The organism is Alteromonas macleodii ATCC 27126 (genome assembly GCF_000172635.2).
GTDB classification, from domain to species: Bacteria; Pseudomonadota; Gammaproteobacteria; order Enterobacterales; family Alteromonadaceae; genus Alteromonas; species Alteromonas macleodii.
Genome location: NC_018632.1, coordinates 3,555,083 through 3,579,807 on the forward strand (window position 1 = coordinate 3,555,083; position 24,725 = coordinate 3,579,807).

A 24,725-nucleotide genomic window follows, 5' to 3' on the forward strand; every position below is an offset into this window, starting at 1 on the left:
TATGCTTAGTCTTTGTCTAGAGGGTTTAGATCGTTAGGATCTTCAATGCCGTCGTTATCAGCGTCGTTGTCTGTACTAAGTCCAGACTCAGAGATAGCGTCTTCGGTCGCATTTAATAAGAAAAAGTTGGGAAGACCATCATTGTCAGTATCTACGTTGGCTATTGCCGATGCTGGGAAGTCATCTTGGGTCGCCATTGTTTCCGCTATAACTGCAAATAAGGCTTCGCTATCCGCAGTGGTGTAGATTTCGTTAACAGATAACGACTGCGCGTCTTCGTAATTACCTAACCATGCATATTGCTCAATGAATGATTCGTAAAAATCGACGTTTTCGCTGTCTGCAAACTCAGATGTTGCTGCCAGTAAGCTTTCTAGTAAAGCAGCGCCTGTAGCGTTGATACTGCTGATAGCTTGAGCATATTCTTCATTTAGACCAGCATGCTTTTTAGTGGCAAGTAGCAGGTTGTCAATATTTAAAAAAGCGTTGCTGTCATCTGGTTCGAAAACCGCTTCAAGCTCACCAAGAATATCGTCTACCGCATCAACCTTGTCTTCTATTGTGGCCGCGTTAGATACCGCTTCTACAGCCTGGTCGGCGATGGTAGAGAACATAGAGGCCGCCGTTTCAAGCTCGCCTAGCGACGCAAATGCATTGGCAATATAGATTCTGGATTCGAACAAGCTGCTAAGATCTTCATCGTCTCCTGCAAGGGCTTCTACATTGGCTCGAGCTGCGCTTATGGCACTTTGCATACCTTCTTCGTTACCCAGTGCACGCTGGATAAAAGCGGCATTGATAAACGCATTCATTTTTTGGAGCTCTGAGGCTTGGCTATCTTCGCCAAAGTACAAAGCCACTATATCTAAACACTTACCATAGAGAGTATTTCGTGTTTCATTATCACCGCCAAATTCAGCGTAAAGCTCGACGAAACGACTACATCCGTAGTTTTCTACCAACTTATCTACGTTGTAACCAACGTCATCAAAATAAGCTTGGGTGGATAGCACGTCGATAGCCGCTGTTGTCATTTGTCGAGCTTCAGCATTCAGGCCTGAATAGTGTAAAAACCACGCTGCACGCTTATCCAGAAAACCAGCATCATCCTGTTCTACTAGGGCTTCAACCACGTATTCGGTGTCAGTGTAGGTCACAGTAAAGGTATGGGTAAGCGCTTCAATAAGCGGGGTAATATCTTCACCGTTAAATGCGCTGCTTACAATACTGTAAGCATAGTGATCGCGATACGCTTTCTTAGTGTCTAAATCTGTTGAGCCCTCTTCCTCTTCTACTAACATTAGCGGTAAATTACCAATAGCAGTCTCGGTAGAGTTTGCCGCAATATAATCTGGATAAAGAGCAGCGAAGGGACCAGTCAGGTTACCCAGTCCCGTTGGGTAGCGACTTAACGTTTCTTCTGCATAGTCAGCCACATCAACGCGATAAGCATCGTCATAGTCAGCGGTCACATACATTGATATACCGCGTGCTAATGAGGTTTTTGCTCTGTGCGTCAGCTCTGCTTTCTGTTCATCGCTGCCGATTAGGCTAGCGGCATATGCGTAGCGCGTCGCTTCGACTAGCAGTAACGTACGACTAGTAAAATTGTTGTTTCCCCTTACCGTATTAAAGCTTGTGGTATCCGCAATGTGAATTGCGTAGTCTAACGCGGTAATGACTGATTCGTAGTTTAAATCAGACTGCTGCGTAGCGTAGGCTTCTACACGGCTCGCCAATAAGTCTGTAGCTAAAACGCCAAATTTTCCGTGTGCGCTGGTACGCGCTTGGGTCAAATCAGACAATTCTTCGGCGTAGGCTCGGGTGATGTTTAATACAACTACTGCAGAATCAAAGTCATCGGCGTCGATATAATCTTCAACAAGCTTTCGATAAAAGGTGGCATCACTTGTACTTAAGTTATCTAAACCAAGCTCGGCAATATACGCATTTTTCTGAACGACGGCTTCGGTTCTGAAAGTTTTTGCAGTGTCACTTTCCCCAATTCTTTCCAGTTCGTTAGCACTTAAGCGCAGCGCTTCAGCTTTACCTGAACGGGTGATGACCTTCTCATTGATAGTTTGTAAACTTAAGTCTGCAAAGCCTGCTACTGCATAGCCAACGGCAATATTGATGTAGGCATCTTCTGCCACTTCGGCGTCAGTAATGACAAAAACATCGTTCGTACCATCCCTTACCACCATATTTTCGGCGTTTGTAATATGTGAATGAGACGAAGCGTAATAATAAGTAAGTTTGTCCTCATTACTCACATACGAGGCACCTAAATCGATAGTACCAAGCACTGGCTCACCGATGCCATCTGACACACTCACTACAAAGCTGTCGTCAACCGTGGCAAGTTCGTTCGCGACAAAAGTAAACGCCCCAGTTGCGCTATCAATGTCTACTACGCCTTGTTCAGGTTGGGCATTCACGGTAAACGTCAATGTATCCCCATCAACGTCTGTGGCCTCGATAATTCCGGTTGTTTCGCCGTTACTACCGACAACTAGCGATGAGGTCTGAATGACAGGTAAATCGTTTACATTTGTAACCGTAAAAGAAATCGATGCACTTACTGACTCGATACTGTCTGATACTGTGATGCTTGCCGTGTCTTCACCAAAGAAGTCGGCACTAGGGGTGTAAACAAAACTACCGTCTTGGCTTACGGTTAAGCTTCCATTAGAAGGGCTTGTACCCACCGAAAACCCTAGCGTGTCACCGTCTGAATCTGACGCCACAACCGTTCCGGTCGCGGTATTATCTTCAAGCGTAGTTATTGATAAACTAGCTTGGCTTAAGCTTGGCGCGTTATTGCCTCCACTTCCGCCGCCGCATGCAGTTAACGCTAAAACAGACGTAGTTAAACACGCCAGTTTTACCTTAATTCTTCGTCTATTTTCTTTGTTTTGAACGAACTCAAGTGCCATGTATGCCAACTCCAAGCAAAAAGGGAGCGCATACTAATAAATAATGCAAATGATATCAATTCTCATTTGCTAAAAGTTCAAATCTTTACATTTCTTTATTGAAGAATTAAAAGCGGGAAACGAGGATTGTTTCCAGGCTGCCAGGGAGATGATATAAACTTGATGTTATTTACCCCCATTTTTTCTAGCAGTGCCGGAGTAGCCGTCCACCCTCTTGCCTTTTGTTCAACCGCTGCTTTAATCAGGTCTTTCGATAGCCCTATAGTAAGCAGTGCATGGTCGGTAGAAATACGTTCAAAAAACCGCTTTTCTCGGGCAACAGATCTTTGTGTGATATCGTCGTAATGTTGTCGAAGTTCTTGCCATTTTTTGCTTTTCTCTTCGCCTTCTAAATGCCTTACCATGGCGTCAATATCGCTGTCTCGCCAATAGGCTGAAGCCGCATCTCCATGCCAACCCAGTATCGCTTTTTCTCCAAGCCACTTGTTTTTACCCGCGGTGAATACGTAGTTTGCGCAAGAAGAAAAGCAAAATGTGCTCACTTTTACATCCAGGCTGTGTTCAAGAACAAACTCTCCTAAATCCATTCCTAAATCTACATTGCCGCCACCACTGGTAATTGACAAAGTAGTAGGTTTCACCTCTGCCTGTTTGAACAGTTCGAATGCAATTTCGTTGTTTTCTTTTGAGATCCCACCTTGGTAAACAAGGGTCTTTTCGTCCAAAAATACTTTGGCATGAAGACCAAAACTCGTCGCTAGTAAAAGAGGAAAAATCAAAAAAGCCACGTTTAAAAACAGTGGACGATGTGAAACGCGCTCAAAGAACATGATGAACCTTTAAAAAGATGAAAAGAGAAGAGTAGCAATGAAAAAGGACTAGATAATCTTGCTCTGCAGGAGCTTAACTAGACATACAAACGCTAGAAATGTTCGCGATTTTCGTAGTAGTCGTTACCGTTGAGATCTTTAAATAAAACGGTGATGTCCTTATCCTCTCCTACGAAGGGGCGAAGCGCAGTATCGATAACGTGAGCCACTGCAGTTTTGACATCCTGCCCGCGATCAAACCACAAAACTTCTATAAACGGATAAGCCGAAGAGGCTCCACCGGCCACAATGAACTGGCTCGCAATGTGCTCTACTGTGAAATGATCGTTAGGGGTGTCGGTCAGTTTGGCAAACTGTTCAACGATAGAACCTGCAACCTCTTCTAACACTGATTGCTCGATACCTCTTGCGCGAATGTGCGGCATTTTTTGTCCTTTAATAGCTCTTTAGTTTGTGTACCGGAATTTTCTAAACGGCATCATACCACGCTTTAAAAGCGTCTAGACTGAGGGCTCGCCTTTAGTACGCGATGAATACCATACTATTCGGTAAAAGGGCAAAACGTTGTCACGGCAAATTAAGAATTATACCGAAACAGAATCTCGCACCACCACTTCACGCCATAAATGAGAACACTCTTCCACAAACTTTTTGTGAATAGGATGAAGCTGGTACTCATCTTGCGCTTCAACACTTTCAAATAGCATAAGTTCTGACACGTCAAACGAGTTATCTATCACGTCACGCTTTAGTGTATTGGCAGGCACACCAATGTGAAGCGAGTGAACTTGTGGGATAGCACGCAACGATTGCAAACCAGCAATGAGCTTTTGCTTATCTTCTGTTGACGTTGGATCTTTCAGCCAGAAGTAAACCATATGAAGGATAGGTGGTAACTCAGCGTTTGTGGTGCGGGACGAATGCGCCATAGCGGGCAATGCAGATAGCGAAGCAAACGCTCCTGCGGTTGCTAAAAATTGTCGTCTTTTTGTATTTGCCATAATAGAGCCTGCTTACCTTAGCTGTAGATTTCTGTCATAAACATTGAACATGCTGATGTTTCTACAATGACATTGGATCTCAATTGAAGCAATAAGAACCCGTTCATCTTCGCGTAAACACACACTTGTGAGCTCTGTCTTTCACTGCGAAATAGATCTGAACTCAATTAGCAAGGCAAGAAAGCGCCAGGAATTTAATATTCTGCATGTTGGCAAGCAACTTGAAGGATACCTAAAGAAACTGAATTTTAAACATGTAAACAACGAGATTTTGACGCTATGCGCTTACCTACCAAACAGCTTATCAATAAAATTGAAAACTTATCTAATGGTCTAACGCCAGAGCAGCTAGCAAGCTTCCTCGATATTATTGACGCTATGACGGCATTGGTTGAAGAAGCTGGAGAGTTAAAAGGCGATAGCGACAACAAAAATGCTAGCCTCAGTACTGAGCTATCCGTACTCCACTAAGACTGGCCTTTTTAGGATTACCGCTCTGAGGTAACAACGGTGCTGCTATACCAAGCTGAATACCAGTATCAACACCAAGAACGATAAATATTCGTTTTTGCTCATTTGCAGTTCGTTTATGTTCGTTTTATGATGCATTCCTAGTAAATGTACATGGGAAGCTGCGTCAGAATTAGCACCTAACGGCCTGTTAGTTGAATGAACGGTTAATGCACTATTGCGCCACATAAAACGGTTTCAGCTTTCATTCTTCATAACATAGCTCTGTCGCTTCTTTTTCTGATCAATGCGTTGTACTGGTTAAAGATTAAAAGGAAGAATTATGTTACCTCTCACGGAACCAACGCTTTTCCGCCAGTGTGTTGCTGAATTCATAGGCACGGCAATTCTGATATTCTTCGGTGTTGGTGCCGTTGCAGCATTGGTATTAACAGGCGCCTCGTTCGGTCAATGGGAAATCAGTATTGTCTGGGGGTTTGGCGTCGCTGTTGCCATTTATTGTACTGCTGGCGTTTCCGGTGCACATATCAACCCAGCGGTAACTATTGCGCTTGCGCTTTTTCACGGTTTTGAAAAGCACAAAGTTGCCCCCTTTATTCTTTCCCAGTTTTTGGGGGCATTCGCTGCTGCTGCACTTATCTACGGGTTGTATCATCAACTTTTTATAGATTATGAACTTACTCATAACCTCTCGCGCGATAGTGTAGACGCTCTCACAACAGCAAGCATTTTCTCTACTTTTCCCCACAAAGCCCTTTCATTTTGGGGAGCCTTTGGCGTTGAGCTCGTTATCACTGCCGTTTTGATGTTCGCAATACTGGCATTAGGAGATGAAAATAACGGCGCATCCCGTGGAGCCATGAATCCGCTACTAATTGGTATCGTCATTGCTGTTATTGGCTCTTCTTTAGGGCCGTTGACCGGTTTTGCCATGAACCCAGCTCGCGATTTTGGTCCTAAGCTCTTTTCCTATATTGCGGGATGGGAGTATGCGCTTGATGGGGCGAAAGACATCCCCTACTTTATTGTGCCTATTGTAGCGCCTATATGTGGAGCATGCTTTGGCGCTTGGCTGTACCCTGTATTAATAGGTCATTCCCTTTCGCCAGAAAGTCGCGCCTGCACTATTCCAAACGATTGCGAAACTTCCGCTGTTACACAAACTTCTGAAGCGAGTGTTGATAGAGGGTAAGCTAACTATTGATATACGAGCGGCGATGGCCTATTTTACGCCGCGGTTGAACTTACAAAGAAGCATAGCGTGTGTTTTATTTAGTAGCAGTTACTGTCCTGTGGGCATTTTCCTTTTCGCTCATAGGCGAGTTTTTGGCTGGCTCAGTAGACAGTTATTTTGCTGTTTTGACACGCATTGCGCTCGCCACACTGGTCTTCCTTCCTTTCCTTAGGCCGGCATTATTGAACCTTAAACAAAAGGTGATTCTGGCCAGTTTAGGTGCTGTGCAATTAGGGCTGATGTACATCTTCTTCTATCACGCATTTTTGTTTTTAAGCGTGCCAGAAGTGTTGCTTTTCACCATTTTTACGCCGCTTTATGTCGCCATTTTGAACGACGCCCTGTTTAAGCGGTTTACCCCGTTTTATTTATTGTGCGCACTTATTGCCACCGCAGGTGCAGCCATAATTCGCTTTGATGGCGTGACTGATAACTACTGGTTTGGTTTTGCTATTGTTCAGGGTGCTAATCTTTCCTTTGCACTAGGACAAGTGGGTTATAAAAAGCTGACCTCGACTTTTACAGCTCAAGTACCCTATCACAACGTATTCGCGTGGTTTTATTTAGGCGCACTGGCTGTTGCCTCACCTGCGTTCTTCCTATTTGGCAACCCAAGCCAACTACCGCAGAACACCGAGCAGTGGGGAGTGCTACTGTGGTTGGGTATTGTGGCGTCGGGGCTTGGATATTACTTTTGGAACCAAGGGGCACTAGCCGTTTCTGGTGGTACGTTAGCTATTATGAATAACGCACTTATTCCAGCGGGGCTTGTGGTTAATTTACTGCTCTGGCAAAAAGACACCGACTTTTCTCGCCTGCTTCTTGGCGGTACCATCATTGCTATTGCACTTTGGATGTCCCATCAACACGCTAAGAAGCAGAAACAGTTATAAGCCTCAAAAAGGCCAAAGCTACGCAGGACTATACTCACTCACCATGGTGTAGTCTTTGCGTGGCCCATTGACCTGCCACGTAGAGCGCCACACAGGCCACGCTGTGAAGTCATAGCGCACCACGTAATTATCGTCGCCACATAAGTGCTCAGCGATTGGGTTGGTCGCACTGAAAGAATGAAAATAACGTTCATCATCGAACAACACTTCAAATAAACCAGTTTGAGGCTGCTGCCAGAAATACCGACGTTCTGCGGGCATTACGCTTTCGTTAGGCGCAGTTACTTCGCCTTTTTCGTAATACGCCAAGCCGCTTTTTTCTTTTTGTACACTGCCTTCCAGCCAGCTGAATTCAGCCTCGCCAGAAAAGGTAAATACATCGCCATTTCGCTGGATGATTTTGCGCGTTAGCGTCCATCGTCCAGCAAAATCGTCCAAGGTATGAGGAGAATTAACTGTCATTGCGCCGTCCTTACCAAAAATAGGTAACAGTGGCAGAATATTGGTCGCCGCGCCCCGGCGTTCCTGGGATTTCTTCAAAGCGCTCATCCCACAAGTTATCGACTGCCAATACCAGGCTTAACCCTTCAACCTGAGCAGGTGAATATGTGAAAGTGACATGTGAGAAAAACGCAGAGTCACCGCCGTTTCTAAGCGCATTGGTTTCTTGTTTCCGCCACTCGTTGTCAATGCGCACTTCAACCGTATCGGTTGCAAACCACACCAACCCAAGGGTGGCGCGATGCGGCGGATAGTTAAGCGCGTAAAAGCTCGCGTCTACCTCATCAATTCGATAGTCTTCAGACTTATCTAAATAGGTGTAGCTGGCCACCACATCTGCGCTCTCAAAGCGTTTAATGGCAATCACCTCAACACCTAAGGTTTCGATATCAACCGGGTTTGCACTGCGTGCAGAAGTAGCGTCGAAGCTATACGTCCAATCTGTCAGCTCGTTATCCCAGCGATAGAATACGGCGGTATCAACTTTGAAAGACGTTTTATCAAATGACGCCCCAAACTCTAAGTTTTTGCTGACTTCTCGCTGTAACTGGTTGTTACTTCTAAACAGACCGCTTGTGGTGCTGCCGCCTACAGCAGTGTAGCCAGCCACCTGCGTCGCCTCTGCATACGAAAGATAGAGTGTACGCGAGGCATTGCTCCCTGCTTGGGTAAGCCAACTAATATCGCCCACAAAAGACAGTCGATCGTCGTCGCGATTTGTATCGTCAAACGCCCCACCTAAACGAACGGTAAGCGATTCATTGCTGTTCAACTGAGTTCGATACTCGGGCACTACGCTTATTTTGTAGTATTCGCGAGAGGTGAAATTATTCTCTAGCGTGGTTGAGGTGATGTCGTCTGCAGTAAGCTGTGCTGCGTAGTTGATACTAAATTCTTGCGAAACATTATGAGTACCGGAAAACGCCAATGACTTCACTTTGGTTTCGTGAAACGCCTGAAACGCTTCAGGATTTTCACGTGAGAATACGTAATGGTCGTCATTCTCTCTGTAGTAAGCAGAGACCTCAAAGGTATTTTTCATGCTCTCTTCGCCGTAGCGCTGTTTGTGATTTAGCATGACCAAACGGGTTTGAATGTCTTCTGTCTCGTTTACATTAAAAGGCGTGTACAAGTTAGGCCAGCCAAAAAACTTTTGCTGAAAGCCATAAAACACGTCGGTTTGTGAGTCATTACTTGCCAGCTGAATACGCCCTGACGCGCGTTCGAAATTATGATCGCCATTAGCAATAGTGCCATCACTTTCAGAGCGAGAATACTCTCCTTCAACGCCAACAGACCAACCCGGTAAATCACTAAGCGCGTGCTTTACTGCACCGTGTACACGCTGCAAATTGAAGTTGTTATTACCTATTCCCACTGACACACTGCCTGCTGTTTGGATGGGACGCCAGCCGTAAGACACCGTACCTACAGAGCTATTTACGCCGTAAAGCGCGTTATCGACGCCCGTGAAAATACTCGGCTTCGTCAACACTTCTGGCGCAATAGGAATCTCGGCGAAATAGTGCCCCGTTTGCGGGTCGATCAGCGTTGCGCTTCCTATGCGAAAACCCGTGTTTTCGAATATACCGCCGCGAATAGTCACGTCAGCCTGCGCTTCTGCCATGTTTCTTGATTGCAAATCGACTCGCGGATCGTACTCTAAGTTAGATATAGGTGAATTAAACGTCCCTACCGGCTCGTTGTTCGCCGTCGCCGCCCCTTCAATCGTAATTTTTTCTACGCCTTTTTCGTTGCTGTCCACGCCAGAGTTAGCGTTTGATGAATCAACACTTTCAGCGGCCATGGCGGCAAAAGGTAAAGTACAAAAGAGTAAAGATAGGGTTGTGTGACGCATTCAGTGTCCTAGTTAAAAATTTAGGTTCAGCCTGCAGGCAAGAGTAATAAAAACGCGAAGTGTATAGCATTAGTAGACCGAGGAAAACGCTGCGCAGGTGAGTTTAGACCAGTAAGTTTATTTTTACTCACAGCTCTGCACATTTCTATTTATCAATATAAACAGACTGTATGTATCTGCAGCAGCCCGCAATAATTATCAATCTCACCTTATTGTCTGCTTACCTTTCTTGCTAAAAGAAACGAGATAACATAACATTCGCGACCTCTACAAAACCTGCCAAAGACACGTAATACCTTGCTTATGCTTGATCTTAAAACACCGTTTATATTTTCTTTAGTTGCATTATCAGTAAGCGCCGCTGCGCAAAGTGATGAAAGCTCCCTTCAAGGTGCTCATGATGAACTTGAACACATTGAGGTAAAAAGACACTTTCAGCCATACCGTGGTAATGTACCGCTAATCGACACCCCACAAGCAATCGACCGAATTACTGCTGATACCTTAGCGAATGAAGGGATCACGCGCTTCATCGATGCGCTAGATTTTGCGCCCACCATTGTTAGACAAAACAACTCTGGCGGCATGTTCGATAGCTTTGCGATTCGAGGTTTTTCTGGCGATGAAAATAACCCATCGGGTTATTTAATAAACGGCTTCAACGTGCGTGGCTATAGCGGTAATAGAAGCACGGTTAACGTTCAAACTATAGAAGTAATGAAGGGTCCGGGATCAGCCTTATATGGTCAAGGTGAACCTGGCGGTACCATTAACGTTATTACCAAAAAACCTCAGTTCGAAGAGCAAGGCTACATCCAGGGTACCGTAGGTAATTTTGATAAAAAACAAGTAGAGTTCGATTACACGAACGGCATTAATTCAGACATGGCGTATCGCGTTAACGGTTCATACGAAGACTCTGATACTTATCGCGATAACGTATTTTTCAAGAATTTGAACCTTAACCCTTCATTCATTTGGAACATTTCTGATCACACCAGCTTAAGCTATCAGATGGAAATACTGGATCAGGAAAAGCCGCTTGATCGCGGTGTGTTCATATTAAATAACGACTTTGACGCCGTAGATGCCGAAGACTTTTATGGTGATGTTAGAGACGGAGCCCATGAAGTTAAAGCCTTCGGACATCAGCTAGTGTTAAATCACGAGTTGAATCACAACTGGCATTTACTCAGTGGCTTCGCCTACAGAGACTCTTCTTTTGAAGGGCAGTCTTCAGATACTGAACTGTCAGAAGGCCGTCAGCTTTTGTATACCGACCCATCTATACTTTCAAGGCAACGCAGAACCCGTGACTATCAAGCGCAAGACTTATCACTACGCTTTGAATTAAGTGGCGTGGTAGACGTGGCAGGCTTCGTAAATAACGTCTTGTTTGGTTTGGACTATTACAACTACCACATCGATACAGACTATCGTCGTTGGCGCACTGCGTGGGGTGCGGGTGATACCACTTATAGCATCGACCCTGAAAATCCAGACTACACTATTTTCAGACCTGACGTTACGCCCACTACACTCACGGCTGAAAAGCAAAAAGGGTTAGGTTTCTACGCACAAGATGTTATAGAGCTTAGCGAAGCAACCAAGCTTTTAGTTGGCTTTCGCGTGGACAAATTCGAGCAAGACATTCTTAATAAGTTAAGCAATGAAGGGCAAGAACAAGACCAAACGGAAGTGACACCACGCTTTGGTTTCGTGTATGAAATCAATGATTCTGTAAGCCTTTACACTAGTTATGCAGAAGGTTTCAGACCCAACCCCGGACTTGACTCTGATCGCAACGCGTTTGACCCTGAAGAGACCACCTCTTTTGAGGTAGGAGCTAAGTGGGAAAACATTGCTGATATGTTTTCTGGTAGCGTCGCTATTTTCGATGCTGAAAAGACCAACATGCTTACCGCTGAACCTAACACTGGCTTTTCAGCTACGCTCGGTGAAGTTGAAAGCCAAGGGGTAGAATTTCAGTTAACCACTGACCTTACTTCAGACATTCGCCTTGATATGGCATACGCATACATAGATGCTAAAACCGCTAACGAAGTCAATAACTTGGATTGGGGCGTGCCTATAGCTAAAGGGTCGCGATTAATCAATATCGCCAAGCATTCGGGGTATATCTCGCTTAACCATTTCACCAGCGTATTTGAAAAAGAAGCGTTCTTTGGTGTGACCATGCGTTACGTGGGCGATCGCTTAGGGCAAACCACCGATCCAACATTCATTTTGCCGTCTTATACCCTTGTGAACTTAGCAGGGTCGGTGAATATCAGCGGTGCACTTTCTATGAGATTTGACGTGAATAATCTGTTCGACAGAGATTATTTTGAGAACTCATACCATCAGCTTTGGACCATGCCGGGCTCTCCGACTAACTACACAGTAAGCGTTAAGTACCAGTTCTAGTAATAAAATCAAACAAGCCGGTGGCTTCGATGTTCCGGCTTGTTTGGTATACATTTCTATTCGCCGTTTTGCACTGGCATTTTCCCTGAGTCACGGTTTTCCCACCCGTGTCCGTTGAACGGGTCTACACCTAGCTGCTGCATAATGTAGGGGAAGTCAACGTTAACCCAGTTATCTACAATTTTACCGTCTACCACTTTCCAAAAATCCATATAGCGAATTTCAACTCTTTTACCGGTAGGCTCTATTCCCATAAAGGTTCCAGTGTGAACCGCTTCTTGGCGACCAAACGCAGCGCACCACTCACCTTGTGTGACGCGAGCTTCATCTATACAAACTTTATCAGAAAACGCAGCCTGAAACGGTCGCTGCCAGTTGTCTTGAAACTCTTTTAACCCTTGTTTGAAACCGCAACCTGCATTGCCCATCCAGCGAAAGTTCTCGCTGAAGAAACGGCCCATATTGTCGATATCATGATCATTTAATCCATCGACCATAGCGTCAATGGTATCAATGGTTTTCTGCGTTTTTGACAAGTCGTTGTCTTTTGTAAGAATACCTTGTTCTGGACGTGAACCTTTCATCTCATATCTCCCAAAAAAGTGTTGAGTACTGCATATTAAAAGCTCTGTTTAAAGAATGCGTAATTGGGGTTTTGAAACAGAGCGTAAAGTAGATATTTAGCGCTAAGAACCAAAACTGGGCTCATCACCCTAGTGATTGCCCAGTTTGTTCAGCGTTTAAAATAGCGCACTGCGCTACACGTGTTAGTCGAACTTGTACTGTAAGCTTACGCCATATGTACGCGGGTTATTCCAGTTTGCCTGAATGGAGTTGATAGGCAGCCCATTAAGCACTTGAGACTGAACCACTGCACGAGTAAGCACTTCTTCATCCGTCAGGTTATTTGCAAAGAAATCGACGTTTAAGTTTTCATTTACTTCCCAAGAAATGCGAGCCGTTACCATGGCGTGAGCATCTACTTTTGTTTCAGGAATATTGATATCAAACGCGTAGTGATCGTCAACAAAGTTCACATGAAGATAAGGCGTTAAGTAACCGCCATTTGGCAATGAGTACTCATACCTTGCGCTTAGGCCCAGCGTATAATCAGGCGACATAGCTGGAGAGTAACCCGCAAAGCTAAACTGGCTATTTGGATCGTTTATATCCTGACGGCCATCAACATTGCCTAACCCAAGTAGCGGCTGAAGTTGAGAATTACCTACCGCAAAGTCGTCAGCGAACTCGGCGTTAAGAAGCGCCAAGGTTGCATTTAACGTTAACTCGCTTAGTGGGCGCCATTCCAAATCAGCTTCTAACCCGTAGGTGTCAACCTGACCACCGTTTTCATAGTATTCAAAGGTTGTACTAACGCCAGTAGAAACGCACTGTGCCACGGTTAAGTCAGTTGTTGTGTCGTTACACGATACTGCAAACAGCTGCGCTTTCACGTCATCGTATTGGTTTGCAAAAGCAGAAACGTTAAACCGAACGGTGTTATCGAATAAAAAGCTCTTCAGGCCAATTTCGTAAGAAATAACTTCTTCATTGTCGTATAGCGGATCGGCACCACGCGCTACCACCCTCGCGTCGTTAGCACCACCAGTACGATAACCTGTTGCTGCACTGGCATAGACCATCATGTCTTTTGCAACATCTAGCTCGTAAGCTAATTTCCACAATACCGCTGAGTCGTCCCAATCGGGAATTGAATCGCCTGTAAATGTTTTTTCGTCTTTGTTGTAGCGAAGGCCAACCAACAAGCGGTTGCTGTCGTTAAGTTGATAACGAGCTTGGCCAAATACGGCTACAGAGTCGACTTCATGTGGGTCGTGATTTGGATTTCCCCACGAAGGAACCGTAATAGAATCTGGCTCACCGTTACCGGTTGTATCCTCACGCCACAGCCATTCCCAATCCGCTTCTTGCGAGAACAAATAAACGCCTGCTATCCAAGAAAACGGGCTATCGCTTTCAACAGATGACAACTGTAGTTCGGTAGAAAACGCTTTTTGATCGTCCTGACGTCCAAAGCCACCAACAAAGTCTAAGCCACCATCGCTGTAGTCGTTATCGTAGAATTGCTCGCCTGACAGTTCAGAATAGTTAGTGGTCCACTTTGCATTTGCCCAGTCCATCGCCCAGTCGAGTGTCAAGGTTGCCGACCACGCTTCTTGGTTATCAAAAGACACCGCATTTCTGTATACATCGTAAGGGCCTTCATCATCTCGCTCTGCATCAGCTGGCTGATAAATGTGGCCAGGTGTTACCGTAGCAATAGGGTTGTAAACGCCCGACCCCGGTGAGGTTTCAGAAATTTGATAACCCGCAATTTGTTGGTAACCCCAAATCGCTTCTGAGTTTGCGTCTTTCTTACTGTAATCAAGGCGAAGCAATGCAGTAACATCGTCTGAGAATTCGTATTTAGTCGTGTTACGTAAGTAGAATTGGTTCTTTTCGCGTAAATCGTCTGACGAGCCCGGCAAGAAATGGTTTTCAATCATACCGTCATGACGGTCGTGGCTCATGACAAAGCGCGTAGCGGCCTTATCACTTAGCGGCAGGTTTAAAATAGCTTCATAGGCTGAACGGTCATAGCTACCATGAGTCAGTTTCACAGAACCACTGGTATAGCCAAGTTCAGGCTGCTTTGAGATAACGTTGATACTACCTGCAAATGTATTTCTTCCATACAGTGTTCCCTGCGGCCCGCGCAGTACTTCAATGCGCTCAATATCAACGTAAGCCCCTAAGCCACCGGTGGTCGTTGGCACATAAATACCATCCTGGAAAATACCAACAACTTGTTCAGCAATACCTGTACCGGCCACGCCAACTTCGTTGGTACGAGCACCACGCATAGCGGGACGAACTTCACCACCCGAGCTGCCTATTCTTAATCCGGGAACAACGTTTTCAAGACCACTAATATTTTCAATGCCGTTACGCAAAATATCATCTGCACCTAACGCGCTCACAGAAGACGATACTTCCTGCAAATCTTGAGATTGTCGGTTTGCTGTTACTTCAATACGTTCAACACCCGCTGCTTTAGCTTCGCTGTCAGGGGTTTCTTGTTGGGCGCTAGCGCAAAAACTAACGCTGATTAGAAGTGCACTTTGAATAGCGCGGGAGAGGTATGTTGTATGGTACTTTCGTTGGTCTTGCTTCATCGTGATAGTTCCCGGATTAATAAAACCTTATCTGCAGTAACCTGTTAGTGCCCTGCGTTTATCAAGCCTTTGATGACCCTGCCTGTGACAACATCATACTAGGTTGTTTAATTCTTGGTCTAAACAAACATACAACTCAATTTACTTCGAAGTCAATAAAAATGTTCAAAGATTGTTAATTCATGAATTTTAATTTTTTGTTTAAATACATTAAGAAAAAATAAACGCATGTAATAAAAGGCTTTATTTATAAACAAAGAGCTTTAACAATGACAGTAAAAATAAGATTTCGAAGTATAAATATAGACTTCAAGTCAAAAATGACTGGTAGGATCTGCATAGAAAAATGGCACTCGAATGGATAGAAACCGAATGCTGATGCATGAGTTAAGCATTAGTGAAAAAAGGTAAGAAAGTGTACTTGAGATAGCTTGGGTTATCAGAAAGCCCACCTAGCAAAAACGGACGTTTTGCTAGGTAGCTTCGAGGGGAAATGACGTCAGTCAGTACACCAATTTCAGGTATAAAGCCTTTGGTATTGTTCGATTAACTGTAGGTGGTAGTGCGCGATAAGATATCTAACCCTTGCTGTTTTAACCAATAAGGCACATCCATCAACACCCAGTTTTCCAGTAATTTATCCCCTTTGCGATAGTACACATCAACCACTCGCATGTCGGCACGAATACCCGACGCCGGCATGCCGAACAAGCCGCCACCAGCCGTATTCGATAGGTTCGGCCAGCCAAAGAAACAGGCAAAATTGCCTTCACTAAAGCGCGCCACATGACCATTAAACACTTTATCTTTCAAACCTTTACGAAAAGGAAATTGATGTTGCTGCTGGTAACGCTCGATGGTGTATGTAGCCCCTATTCCCGCTGGCCCGTACCACACCATATCTTCGCTCCAGCATTTGGCGAGAAGCTCTGGTGGACAGTTGTCGTTACCCGATTTATTCAAAGAATCTAGGTCTCTTACCATTTCTTCAACCAGCTCAATGGTTTTTTTAGACTCCTGAGGATCTTGCTCTTCAAACAGTAAACCGTTGTGATCACATGGCCCTGGATAAACAAACGTATGGCCTGTTTCTACGGGCAAAGGATTAAGCCCAACTTGCTGCATTAGTGCAATTAAGTCGAAGAAAATAGCGTGGCTAACTATCTTATCTTCACGTACTTCAAAAAACTCGGCATACCGTAAAAAAGCCAGTTTGCCCGTACTTCTAATGCCAAGAAATGGCTTGTCGAACAGTCCAGCAAAGTGACCCATCGACATAACCCATTTACCTTCGCCGGCGCTGTTATCTCCCGCCATGAATACGTCCTCACGGCGCTTCATACGCGTAAAACTCTGTTTTAACGGCTCCCACAACTCTTTCACTAATTCTGCTGGAGTCGAACATTTATCAAACGGATAGCAGGCATAAATCTTTGCATTTTCATAAACATACGATTTCACTACGCCTTTAACATCACTTGCCTCACCTTTGTCAAAAGCGGCTTGATAGGATCTGACAACGGCTTTTTCGCTATTAAAACTCATGACTTACGCCTCTTTGTTTAAAAAATTGTTAATACTGGCCTGAAATAATTAATGACTTCGAAGTCATTATGTATTAGGTTGAATATTATTGTAAATAGAAAGCGCGCTTATTAAGCAGGCAGAGTAAAGAATATGACTGAAAATTTTGGCGTTTTAAACTGGTCTATCTTAGGCGGGTACATCATTGCGAACCTGTTGCTAGGTTTGGTGATTGGTAAAAATATAAAAAATTCCGACGATTTTTATCTCGGTCAAAAACAAACTCCGTGGTGGGCAATAGGCATTTCGGTTATTGCCACTTACGTTAGCGCCATGACATTTCTTGGGGCACCAGCCTGGGCTTATTCAGAGGGGCTATCCGTTATAGCACTTCATTTGAACTACCCTCTCGTCATCATGGCTGTAATCATATTCTTTTTCCCATTCTTCTATAACGCGGGTGTCGCGTCCATTTACGATTACCAAGAACGGCGTTTCGGCAAGCGTGCCCGCGCCATGGTCTCCAGCATCTTTATGCTAAGCCAAATCATGAGCTCAGCAGCTATTCTTTATGCTACCTCTCTTGTGTTGTCGTTCATAACTGGCGTACCTGTAGTGTGGTCTATCGTTATAGTTACTGCCATAGCGCTTATCTACACCATGATGGGCGGCATTACTGCCGTAATTTGGACTGACGTTATTCAGTCAGTGATCTTATTTGTGGGCGCGGGCATTATTATGTACGCCCTGCTTGAAAGCGGCGACACTACGCTATCTTCATCAATGAGCGAGCTTAAAGCTCAGGGTAAATTAAACCCACTTAATTGGGACTTCGACTTTACTGAAGAAACTACAGTGTGGAGCGGCATTATTGCTATGACGCTGTACCACATCACCGTTTACGGCACCAACCAAATGATGGTGCAGCGAACGCTGGCTGCCAAGAATATTGGTGACGCCAAGAAATCCTATTTATTAATGGGTTTCTGCGCGTTCTTCATCTACTTCTTCTTCATTGTACTTGGCGTGCTGTTCTACGACTTTTATCAAGGCAAGACCTTCGAAAACAGCAACACAATCATTTTGCAGTTCGCAACCGATTACGGCTTGCCGGGTTTAATGGGCATTATTGCAGCCGCGGTTATGGCCGCTTCCATGTCTAGCCTAGACTCCTCATTTAACTCGCTATCGACAGTGGCAACTATCGATTTCTACATCAAATACTTCAAGAAAGACGCGTCGGACGCCCATTACCTTAAGGCTTCACGTATTTTTACCTTGTTCTTCGCTGTACTTATAATTTTTCCAGCAATTGGCTACCACCTATTCAGCGAAGGCTCAATTTTAGAAATTTTGTCTAAAGTAGGCTCCTATTTTGTAGGTGCGCAAATGGGCATGTTCTTCTTAGGGTTCTTCTCTAAGCAAACAACCGAAAATGGCCTGATCATTGGCACATTGAGCGGCTTTATTGTTGTGACTTTAGTGGCCTTAAATACAGATATCGCGTGGCCTTGGTACTGCATCATAGGTGCAAGTGCCAACATTGTGGTGTCTATGATTGCTAGTCGCCTTATCGATGGCGTTCAAACCGAATACAACGCTTATACCATTAAAGGGCAGCAGCAACACTTCGCGCGCGAAGGTCTCGATGAGAAAGAGCAAGGATGGTATCGCGTACCCGGCCGCGTAGACCCAATCAACTACATATTGTTTGGGTTCTTCTTACTCACACTCGTGTTCTTATTTTCAATTCAATTTATGTTTTAAAAGCCAAACTCAGCGCTTTTGAGGGAGATTCTATGAGCGAAACATCCATAGCAAAAACGGTGTATTGGCAGCCTCTGCATGACATGCTGGACCCTGCACGAAGTAAAACGCAAACCTTAGCGGGTTTCGATGAAGAGTTTGTCGACTTAGCAGACTATATTTTGCGCATAACCCATCGTATTTGGGAGCAGAAAAACATTGGCGCTTGCTACGATTATTATGCTGACTACTGCCCGGTACATACGCTTGGCGGTTATGCCGACAGTGTTGATGTGGTGGTTCAAAATACGTTAAAAACCATTGCCGCCTTCCCTGACAGGTCGCTTATAGGTGAAGACGTTATTTACCGTGAAGAAGCCAACGATGTGTATTATTCGTCGCACCGTATCACCAGTATTATGACCAATAAAGGCCCCTCTGAATTTGGCGCGCCAACAGGCAAAACCGGGCGTGTAACCACCATTGCAGACTGCATGTGCAGAGACAATAAGATTTTTTACGAATGGCTAATGCGAGACAATAGCTTTCTTATCGCTCAGCTTGGTATTGAGCTAGACGATGCTGCAGCGTTTCAGGCCAAGTTTCCTCTTTCGAGCACGTTTACCCAATGGCTAAATGAAGAGTACGCGCGAACATGTGCTAACGAGGCATCGCGCTGGGAAGCATTGCCAGAGCAAGACAAGCCGTGGGGCGACTTTGCCAAATCATGGGCCGACCAAATCTTCAATAAGCGCATGTTCAATAAGCTCTCTGACTTTTATAAACCTAATGCGTCAGTGCAGTGGCCGGGCGGACGCCAAGCCACTGGCAATGCAGCTATTGGCGGCATGTTCATTAAGTACTTGGCCAGTTGCCCAGACGCCAACATGGTAGTAGATCACATTTGCGTTACCCATTACGACGACAATCGCGTGAACATTGCGCTTAGGTGGGGCCTGGCGGGTCATTACAATGCTACACAAAGCAAATATGCGCAGTTTAATCAGCAACCCCATTACATTTTAGGGGCAACTCACTTTGAGATTGAAGACGGTGTAATAGCCAAGGAGTTTACGGTGTTTGACGAAGTAGCAGCGTTGGCAAACCTTATGCGCAAACTACCACAAGCGACGGAGGCATAAGCATGTTAAGCACAATTCAGCAGTTGCTAGAAAAACAAGACACACAAACACTTACCGCTGCCTTGCTTCATTCAAGCCGCTGGCTTTTAGGAGAAAGACTGCACTACGGGCCAATTCAGCAACGGGGTTTAATGGCTAATTGGCTTGATATTACAACGCATTTTGAGACCGTTGAATTATGCGCGAAGGTGCAAAGTGGTGATGTTGAAGCAGGCGTATTTTGTCTTTCATCAGCATCGACCACCACATACTTTATTGCACAATGCGAACATCGCAATGGCGCTATCAAGCAATTGCTTCAATGGGTAGACAGTGCTTCACTAGCGGCACACTACAATACAAAAGAAGCCCCTGGCTATGACAACTCGATGTCGCTACCTTTTTGGCCGGAGCCAGACCCATTACAGCTGAGCGAATTTGACCCTCAACTTCATCTTAAGACAACCCATGCGGGCATTAACGATGTGGTTGCAAGTAACACTAGCGATAAGAGCAAGGCGCTACTGTCGCAATGGTGGCAAGTGTGGCAAGGCTTCGACACGGCTGGCATCAAAGAACTATACAGTGACGCTACCCATATTAGCGTAAATAGCCAAGTGTTAAACAAAGAAGGTTCCCCTTCAGTCTCGTCTTGGCTGACTCAACTTGAGGGAAAGTTACACCGCCGTTATTGCCAGTTGGAACAAGTAATAGCTGATGAAAGTAACGCGCTAGTTAGATGGCGAATAGATGCAGACCTGAAGACTGATAACGGCCTAGTACGCGTGCGCCTGCCCTTAGCAACCATGCTTACGTTTAAAGAGAATAAGATTGTGAGCGAGTACTGGGTAGTTGATTCTATCGCGTTTGAAAAACGCTTTGGTGCCCCCCTTCCCTTCTAACCACCCTTTTTAAGCTAACGTATCAGCTTCCAGTCACTAAAATTTGATACGTTAGAATTTTGCGCCTCTCCGTGTGTAGAGGCGTTTTTTTTGGCTTTCTATTAGTGGTGATTAGAGGTTGAGGGGTTAGTTTTTTTGTGGATGCTTTAGTTTTAAGGGACGGCTGTTGGCAAGGAGCGGATATTCAGAAAATTTCCTTGAACTTCGGTCCTGGTCTCAGATTCCTATATGGAAAACATTCATAAAAACGTAAAAAGTGATAATAAGTGATCTGAGGCTATAGCCCCTTGTATTACTGCTGATGACCGTTCAGTGAAGCGGACATCAACAAATTAATAATGCATATAGACAAATTAGACTCTCCGATTACCGCCAATACTTGTCGAGCCCAGCAGGTTTTCGAACCCGCACAAACCTCAAGCTTTGACGACTACACCATCCCACGATGGTTTTGACTTTGATGCATAAGTTGCAAAACATGCGAGAGCTTGAGCATACTATATGTTGAGGCAAGAACTTCCACAAATCTCATTTCGAATTTTAGGATCACAGTTCAGTTCACTGAATTACCTTGGCGAAAACTCATTTCATATTTTCTTCAAAACACCTATTAGGAAAACCTACCAGAATCAAATACGGCTGCCATTGTACCTAGCCTATGGCGTTGATGTTTCTTACGCTCCGTCCTTAATCAGCGATGGCTCGTTGATGGCAGCCAGCAATGCCCTGGCGGATAGTTATCCATTAGCCAGCACGGGCCGTGGTGAGCTTCTGCCCTTTTGAGCAAGAAAGTCGCGTTCGCAGTGAGTAAAAGCGCTATTACAATAGGGGTACCCCCCTATTTAGCATTATTTATTATTAATGTTTAATAAAGTGTACGAAATGTTAGCATCTCATTAACATTTATGTAGCAAGATGCAAATTTCTACGTTAAATAAACGACTTTTCTTAAGCTTAAGTTAACGATTGAAGGTCTTGATCTGAAACGGAGAATTTATGACAAAAAGCAACCATGCAGAACAAATAGAGACGATTACCTCCTCACAGAAACATGATCAATCCGGTAGTGATGACGAACACATTGTCGGGTTGGAAAGCACCGGACGAAGAAAGTTTATTGGTTACATGCTTAAAGGGTCGAGTTTTGCTGTTGCGTTACATATAACTAGCGGCGCTATACGTCCTCAGGATGCCAACGCTCAGTTGTTAGGAATACCGGAACTTGCAGATGAACTAGATTTAACAGATCTGTTGCTTATCTCCGGTGACCCTTTCTACTACGATTATTTAATTAAGATAACGAGTGATAACCGTGTCCGTTTTGAGCTTCCAAGAATGGAGGTAGGGCAAGGTATATTAACTGCTGCAATGATGATTCTTGCCGAAGAGCTAGACGTCGAAATGTCCTCAATTGATGCGACTTTATCTCCGGCAGAAATCAGACGAGCGACTGGTCAAATTACAGGAGGCTCTCACGCCGTAACCTCTCTTTGGGATCCGTTGCGCAAGGTCGCGGCAGCGCTGTTACACAAGATAAAATTGTCAGCCGCAGTGCATTTCGGGATTTCTGTGAACGATATTAGTACAGAAAATGGCTTTGCAATAAATAACGATGGCAGCCGCATTGCTTACTCTGAGCTCACCGCAGGTGTTGAGGGACGCAACGATGCAGCTCGACTGGCAAAGCCTAAAGATCCGTCACAATACAAAATTATCGGTACGCGGCAAAAGCGGGCTGACGCGCGCGATATTGTTACCGGCAAACTAGATTTCGCGATGGATCTCGACATACCAGACGCGATGCCCACTGTGGTCGCTAGGCCACCAAGCTTAGGTGGTTGCGTGATCACGTTTGACGATTCTGAGGCAATAGGCCTGCCTGGTGTCCTTGCCATCAAAGAAGTTCCGTTGGATGTTGATGCAAATTCCTCTGGCGTGGCCGTTGTTGCGCGTTCCTTTGGCGAAGCTTTTCGGGCGCGTGATGCACTTAAAATTTCATGGAGTGTGGGTGCTGCCGAACATCTATCTGACGCCGAGGTCATTGAGCAGTTACGTGCGATAAACCTGCCAACCTTACCTAAAATTCCTCTGGCTACCGATTCGGTTGGCGGCGAGTTCATCTTTCCTTATTTGGCGCATGCCCCTATGGAAACCATGACAGCAGTTGCTGATGCAACCGGCTCAAAGATCAGGGTGTGGACCGGCGCCAAGACGCCACTTGCAGCACAAGCCAAAATTGCGCGTGAACTTGGAGTCTTACCCACTGACGTTGAGGTGAATGTAATTCAGAGCGGCGGTTCATTTGGCCGTCGCTTATTTTTTGATGCAGCAGTTGAAGGCGCGCGTATTTCACAAATTGTAAACCGCCCCATCAAACTTATGTTTACTCGACAGGACGACACAAAGTTTGGCCGCGCACGACCGCTCAGCTTGCACAACGTAAAAGCGACTTACACTAGAGGTTTTTTAATTGGTAAAAAAGTGTTGTCGTTTGACCATCGCGCTGCGACCGCTGAATTGGATCTCGAACATGGCTTTGGCGACGGTATTACTGCATTGGGAGGAGAATTAGCTCCCGCTGCTTTCAGCCAGACAGTCTGGCACTCAACGCAACTAGTGCAATATAAGTTTGGTGTAACTTCCTTGCTGCTAAACGAAAAAAAATTCGTTGTCCCAACCTCCTCTTGGCGCGGCATCTACTCCGGCACAGCTGCCGTCGCAAACGAGATAGTTGTTGACGAATTGGCACGCGCAATGAACAAGGACGAATGCCAGTTCAGATTACAAATGCTGGATGATGAGCGCTCCAAAGCTGTTCTGCGGAAAGTTTCTCAAGAGGGCAATTGGGGAAGGAGAATGAAAAAAGGACGTGCCCAGGGCCTCGGGTTGCATAAAGAGTATAAGTCTCGAGCTGCCGTGCTTGTTGAATTACAAACGTTCAAAGATCCGGAGAAAGAAAGTAAAGTCACCAAGATTGTTGTCGCGCTGGATGTGAACCGAGTATTGAATCCAACCGGCCTAGAGGCGCAAGTTATCGGTGCGGCAACCGATGCCATTACCTACATGATTCGCACCAGTTTGCACCTCGACAATGGCGCAATACGCGAGAGCAGTTACGGCGATTTTGAAATTGCTCGAATGCGTAACACGCCACCGGATATTGAAGTGCACTTTATGCCGCCTAACGGAGAAACACCGGGAGGTGCAGGCGAGTTGGTAGTGCCTGCGGCGGCAGCGGCGATAGCCAACGCATTTGCCAGGGCGACGGGTATTGCACCACGTCGTTTTCCACTTCGTGACTTCTATCCAGAGGGTTAATTCATGCCACAAATTACATTTAATGTTAACAATAACCCGGTTTCTATCGACGCTGAAAACGACGATGAGCTCCTGTATCTCTTGCGTGATCGACTTGGTATTACTGGCCCAAAATATGGTTGCGGTGTTGGCGTGTGTGGCGCTTGCACTATCTTTAAAGACGGGGAACTAGCCCGCCCATGCATTGTTCCGATGGAAGAAGTGGAGGGTGCATCGCTAACCACTATTGAAGGGCTTGCGGTCGATGACATTCTGCATCCGGTGCAAGAAGCATGGATAAACGAAGATGTCGCTCAGTGTGGGTTTTGTCAGGCGGGACAAATTTTAACCGCCGTCAAACTATTGGAGTCTAATCCCAATCCCAACGATGATGACATTGATGATGCTATGAGCGACAACATCTGCCGCTGTGGTACCTATCATAGGATTCGAAAAGCCATTAAACATGCTGCAGCTTTGATTCAGCAGACGACATAAGAGGCTAATTTTTGGGGAAATGGGTTGGTCTGAGAAGAACACCTTAATTTATATAAGCTCAGATCTAATCTGAGTATTTCGCCTATAGGGTTGGCAGTCTTATAGGCTGCTTAAAGCGAATTACAGGAATTTCACCTGCTTCTAATTGGAGGGCTGCTCTACGTACACACCTGCCATTCAAATACTTACAAATAGAAAACGGGGACTAGAGTGTTCACTCCATCAAATCATAGGCACTTCAAAAACAGCCAAATATCTATCACTGCACCTTTACCGATAGCATTGAGACAAGAGCCACACAAAAAATCGC

18 protein-coding genes are annotated in these 24,725 nt (G+C 45.2%); 9 read left to right on the top strand and 9 right to left on the bottom strand.

The genetic code is table 11. The features are described 5' to 3' along the window. Positions 1 to 5 precede the first annotated feature (5 nt). The 4 genes from MASE_RS15220 to MASE_RS15235 form a co-directional block, all read right to left on the bottom strand. A complete protein-coding gene (locus MASE_RS15220; protein ID WP_014950628.1) occupies positions 6 to 2,936 on the bottom strand; it encodes a cadherin-like domain-containing protein in 2,931 nt (976 codons plus the stop codon). Positions 2,937 to 3,031: 95 nt separating this feature from the next. Beyond that, positions 3,032 to 3,724: a hypothetical protein gene (locus tag MASE_RS15225; RefSeq protein ID WP_415857823.1), complete on the bottom strand. Its 693-nt coding sequence runs from the start codon at positions 3,722 to 3,724 to the stop codon at positions 3,032 to 3,034. Positions 3,725 to 3,858: 134 nt separating this feature from the next. Further along, positions 3,859 to 4,191 carry a DUF1904 family protein gene (locus tag MASE_RS15230; protein WP_014950630.1) on the bottom strand — a complete coding sequence of 111 codons (333 nt, stop codon included), beginning with the start codon at positions 4,189 to 4,191 and terminating at the stop codon, positions 3,859 to 3,861. Between the two features lie 159 nt (positions 4,192 to 4,350). After that, positions 4,351 to 4,767, bottom strand: a complete 417-nt coding sequence (locus MASE_RS15235) for a Dabb family protein (RefSeq protein ID WP_014950631.1) — start codon at positions 4,765 to 4,767, stop codon at positions 4,351 to 4,353. A 279-nt stretch (positions 4,768 to 5,046) separates the two neighbouring features. Here MASE_RS15235 and MASE_RS15240 point away from each other — a divergent pair, with 279 nt between their 5' ends. The 3 genes from MASE_RS15240 (at position 5,047) to MASE_RS15250 (ending at position 7,365) form a co-directional block, all read left to right on the top strand. Then, positions 5,047 to 5,238: a hypothetical protein gene (locus MASE_RS15240; RefSeq protein WP_014950632.1), complete on the top strand. Its 192-nt coding sequence runs from the start codon at positions 5,047 to 5,049 to the stop codon at positions 5,236 to 5,238. Between the two features lie 322 nt (positions 5,239 to 5,560). Continuing rightward, complete coding sequence (locus MASE_RS15245) at positions 5,561 to 6,430, top strand: MIP/aquaporin family protein (RefSeq protein ID WP_014950633.1); 870 nt, start codon at positions 5,561 to 5,563, stop codon at positions 6,428 to 6,430. Between the two features lie 71 nt (positions 6,431 to 6,501). Continuing rightward, a complete protein-coding gene (locus MASE_RS15250) occupies positions 6,502 to 7,365 on the top strand; it encodes a DMT family transporter (protein WP_014950634.1) in 864 nt (287 codons plus the stop codon). Between the two features lie 18 nt (positions 7,366 to 7,383). Here MASE_RS15250 and MASE_RS15255 read toward each other — a convergent pair whose 3' ends face one another. Together MASE_RS15255 and MASE_RS15260 are read right to left on the bottom strand one after the other, a co-directional pair. Next, a complete protein-coding gene (locus MASE_RS15255) occupies positions 7,384 to 7,827 on the bottom strand; it encodes a DUF6314 family protein (RefSeq protein ID WP_014950635.1) in 444 nt (147 codons plus the stop codon). Between the two features lie 10 nt (positions 7,828 to 7,837). Next, complete coding sequence (locus MASE_RS15260) at positions 7,838 to 9,724, bottom strand: TonB-dependent receptor plug domain-containing protein (RefSeq protein ID WP_014950636.1); 1,887 nt, start codon at positions 9,722 to 9,724, stop codon at positions 7,838 to 7,840. Between the two features lie 303 nt (positions 9,725 to 10,027). Here MASE_RS15260 and MASE_RS15265 point away from each other — a divergent pair, with 303 nt between their 5' ends. Then, entirely contained in the window at positions 10,028 to 12,151 is a 2,124-nt protein-coding gene (locus MASE_RS15265; protein ID WP_014950637.1) for a TonB-dependent siderophore receptor, read from the top strand. Between the two features lie 56 nt (positions 12,152 to 12,207). On the opposite strand, the gene MASE_RS15270 is transcribed toward MASE_RS15265, so the two are convergent. The 3 genes from MASE_RS15270 to MASE_RS15280 form a co-directional block, all read right to left on the bottom strand. Then, complete coding sequence (locus MASE_RS15270) at positions 12,208 to 12,735, bottom strand: ester cyclase (RefSeq protein ID WP_014950638.1); 528 nt, start codon at positions 12,733 to 12,735, stop codon at positions 12,208 to 12,210. A 183-nt stretch (positions 12,736 to 12,918) separates the two neighbouring features. Further along, entirely contained in the window at positions 12,919 to 15,327 is a 2,409-nt protein-coding gene (locus tag MASE_RS15275; RefSeq protein WP_014950639.1) for a TonB-dependent receptor, read from the bottom strand. A 546-nt stretch (positions 15,328 to 15,873) separates the two neighbouring features. Continuing rightward, the gene (locus tag MASE_RS15280; protein WP_014950640.1) at positions 15,874 to 16,872 is read right to left on the bottom strand and encodes an ester cyclase; all 999 of its coding nucleotides are present in this window, start codon (positions 16,870 to 16,872) and stop codon (positions 15,874 to 15,876) included. A 132-nt stretch (positions 16,873 to 17,004) separates the two neighbouring features. Here MASE_RS15280 and MASE_RS15285 point away from each other — a divergent pair, with 132 nt between their 5' ends. The 5 genes from MASE_RS15285 (at position 17,005) to MASE_RS15310 (ending at position 24,415) form a co-directional block, all read left to right on the top strand. Then, entirely contained in the window at positions 17,005 to 18,618 is a 1,614-nt protein-coding gene (locus tag MASE_RS15285; protein WP_014950641.1) for a sodium:solute symporter family protein, read from the top strand. Positions 18,619 to 18,650: 32 nt separating this feature from the next. Next, a complete protein-coding gene (locus MASE_RS15290; RefSeq protein WP_014950642.1) occupies positions 18,651 to 19,739 on the top strand; it encodes a nuclear transport factor 2 family protein in 1,089 nt (362 codons plus the stop codon). A gap of 2 nt (positions 19,740 to 19,741) precedes the next feature. Next, on the top strand, positions 19,742 to 20,620 hold the full coding sequence (locus tag MASE_RS15295) for a nuclear transport factor 2 family protein (RefSeq protein ID WP_014950643.1): 879 nt from the start codon (positions 19,742 to 19,744) through the stop codon (positions 20,618 to 20,620). 996 nt (positions 20,621 to 21,616) lie between these two features. Continuing rightward, on the top strand, positions 21,617 to 23,938 hold the full coding sequence (locus MASE_RS15305) for a molybdopterin cofactor-binding domain-containing protein (protein ID WP_014950645.1): 2,322 nt from the start codon (positions 21,617 to 21,619) through the stop codon (positions 23,936 to 23,938). A gap of 3 nt (positions 23,939 to 23,941) precedes the next feature. Beyond that, the gene (locus MASE_RS15310) at positions 23,942 to 24,415 is read left to right on the top strand and encodes a (2Fe-2S)-binding protein (RefSeq protein ID WP_014950646.1); all 474 of its coding nucleotides are present in this window, start codon (positions 23,942 to 23,944) and stop codon (positions 24,413 to 24,415) included. The last annotated feature ends 310 nt before the right edge of the window (positions 24,416 to 24,725 follow it).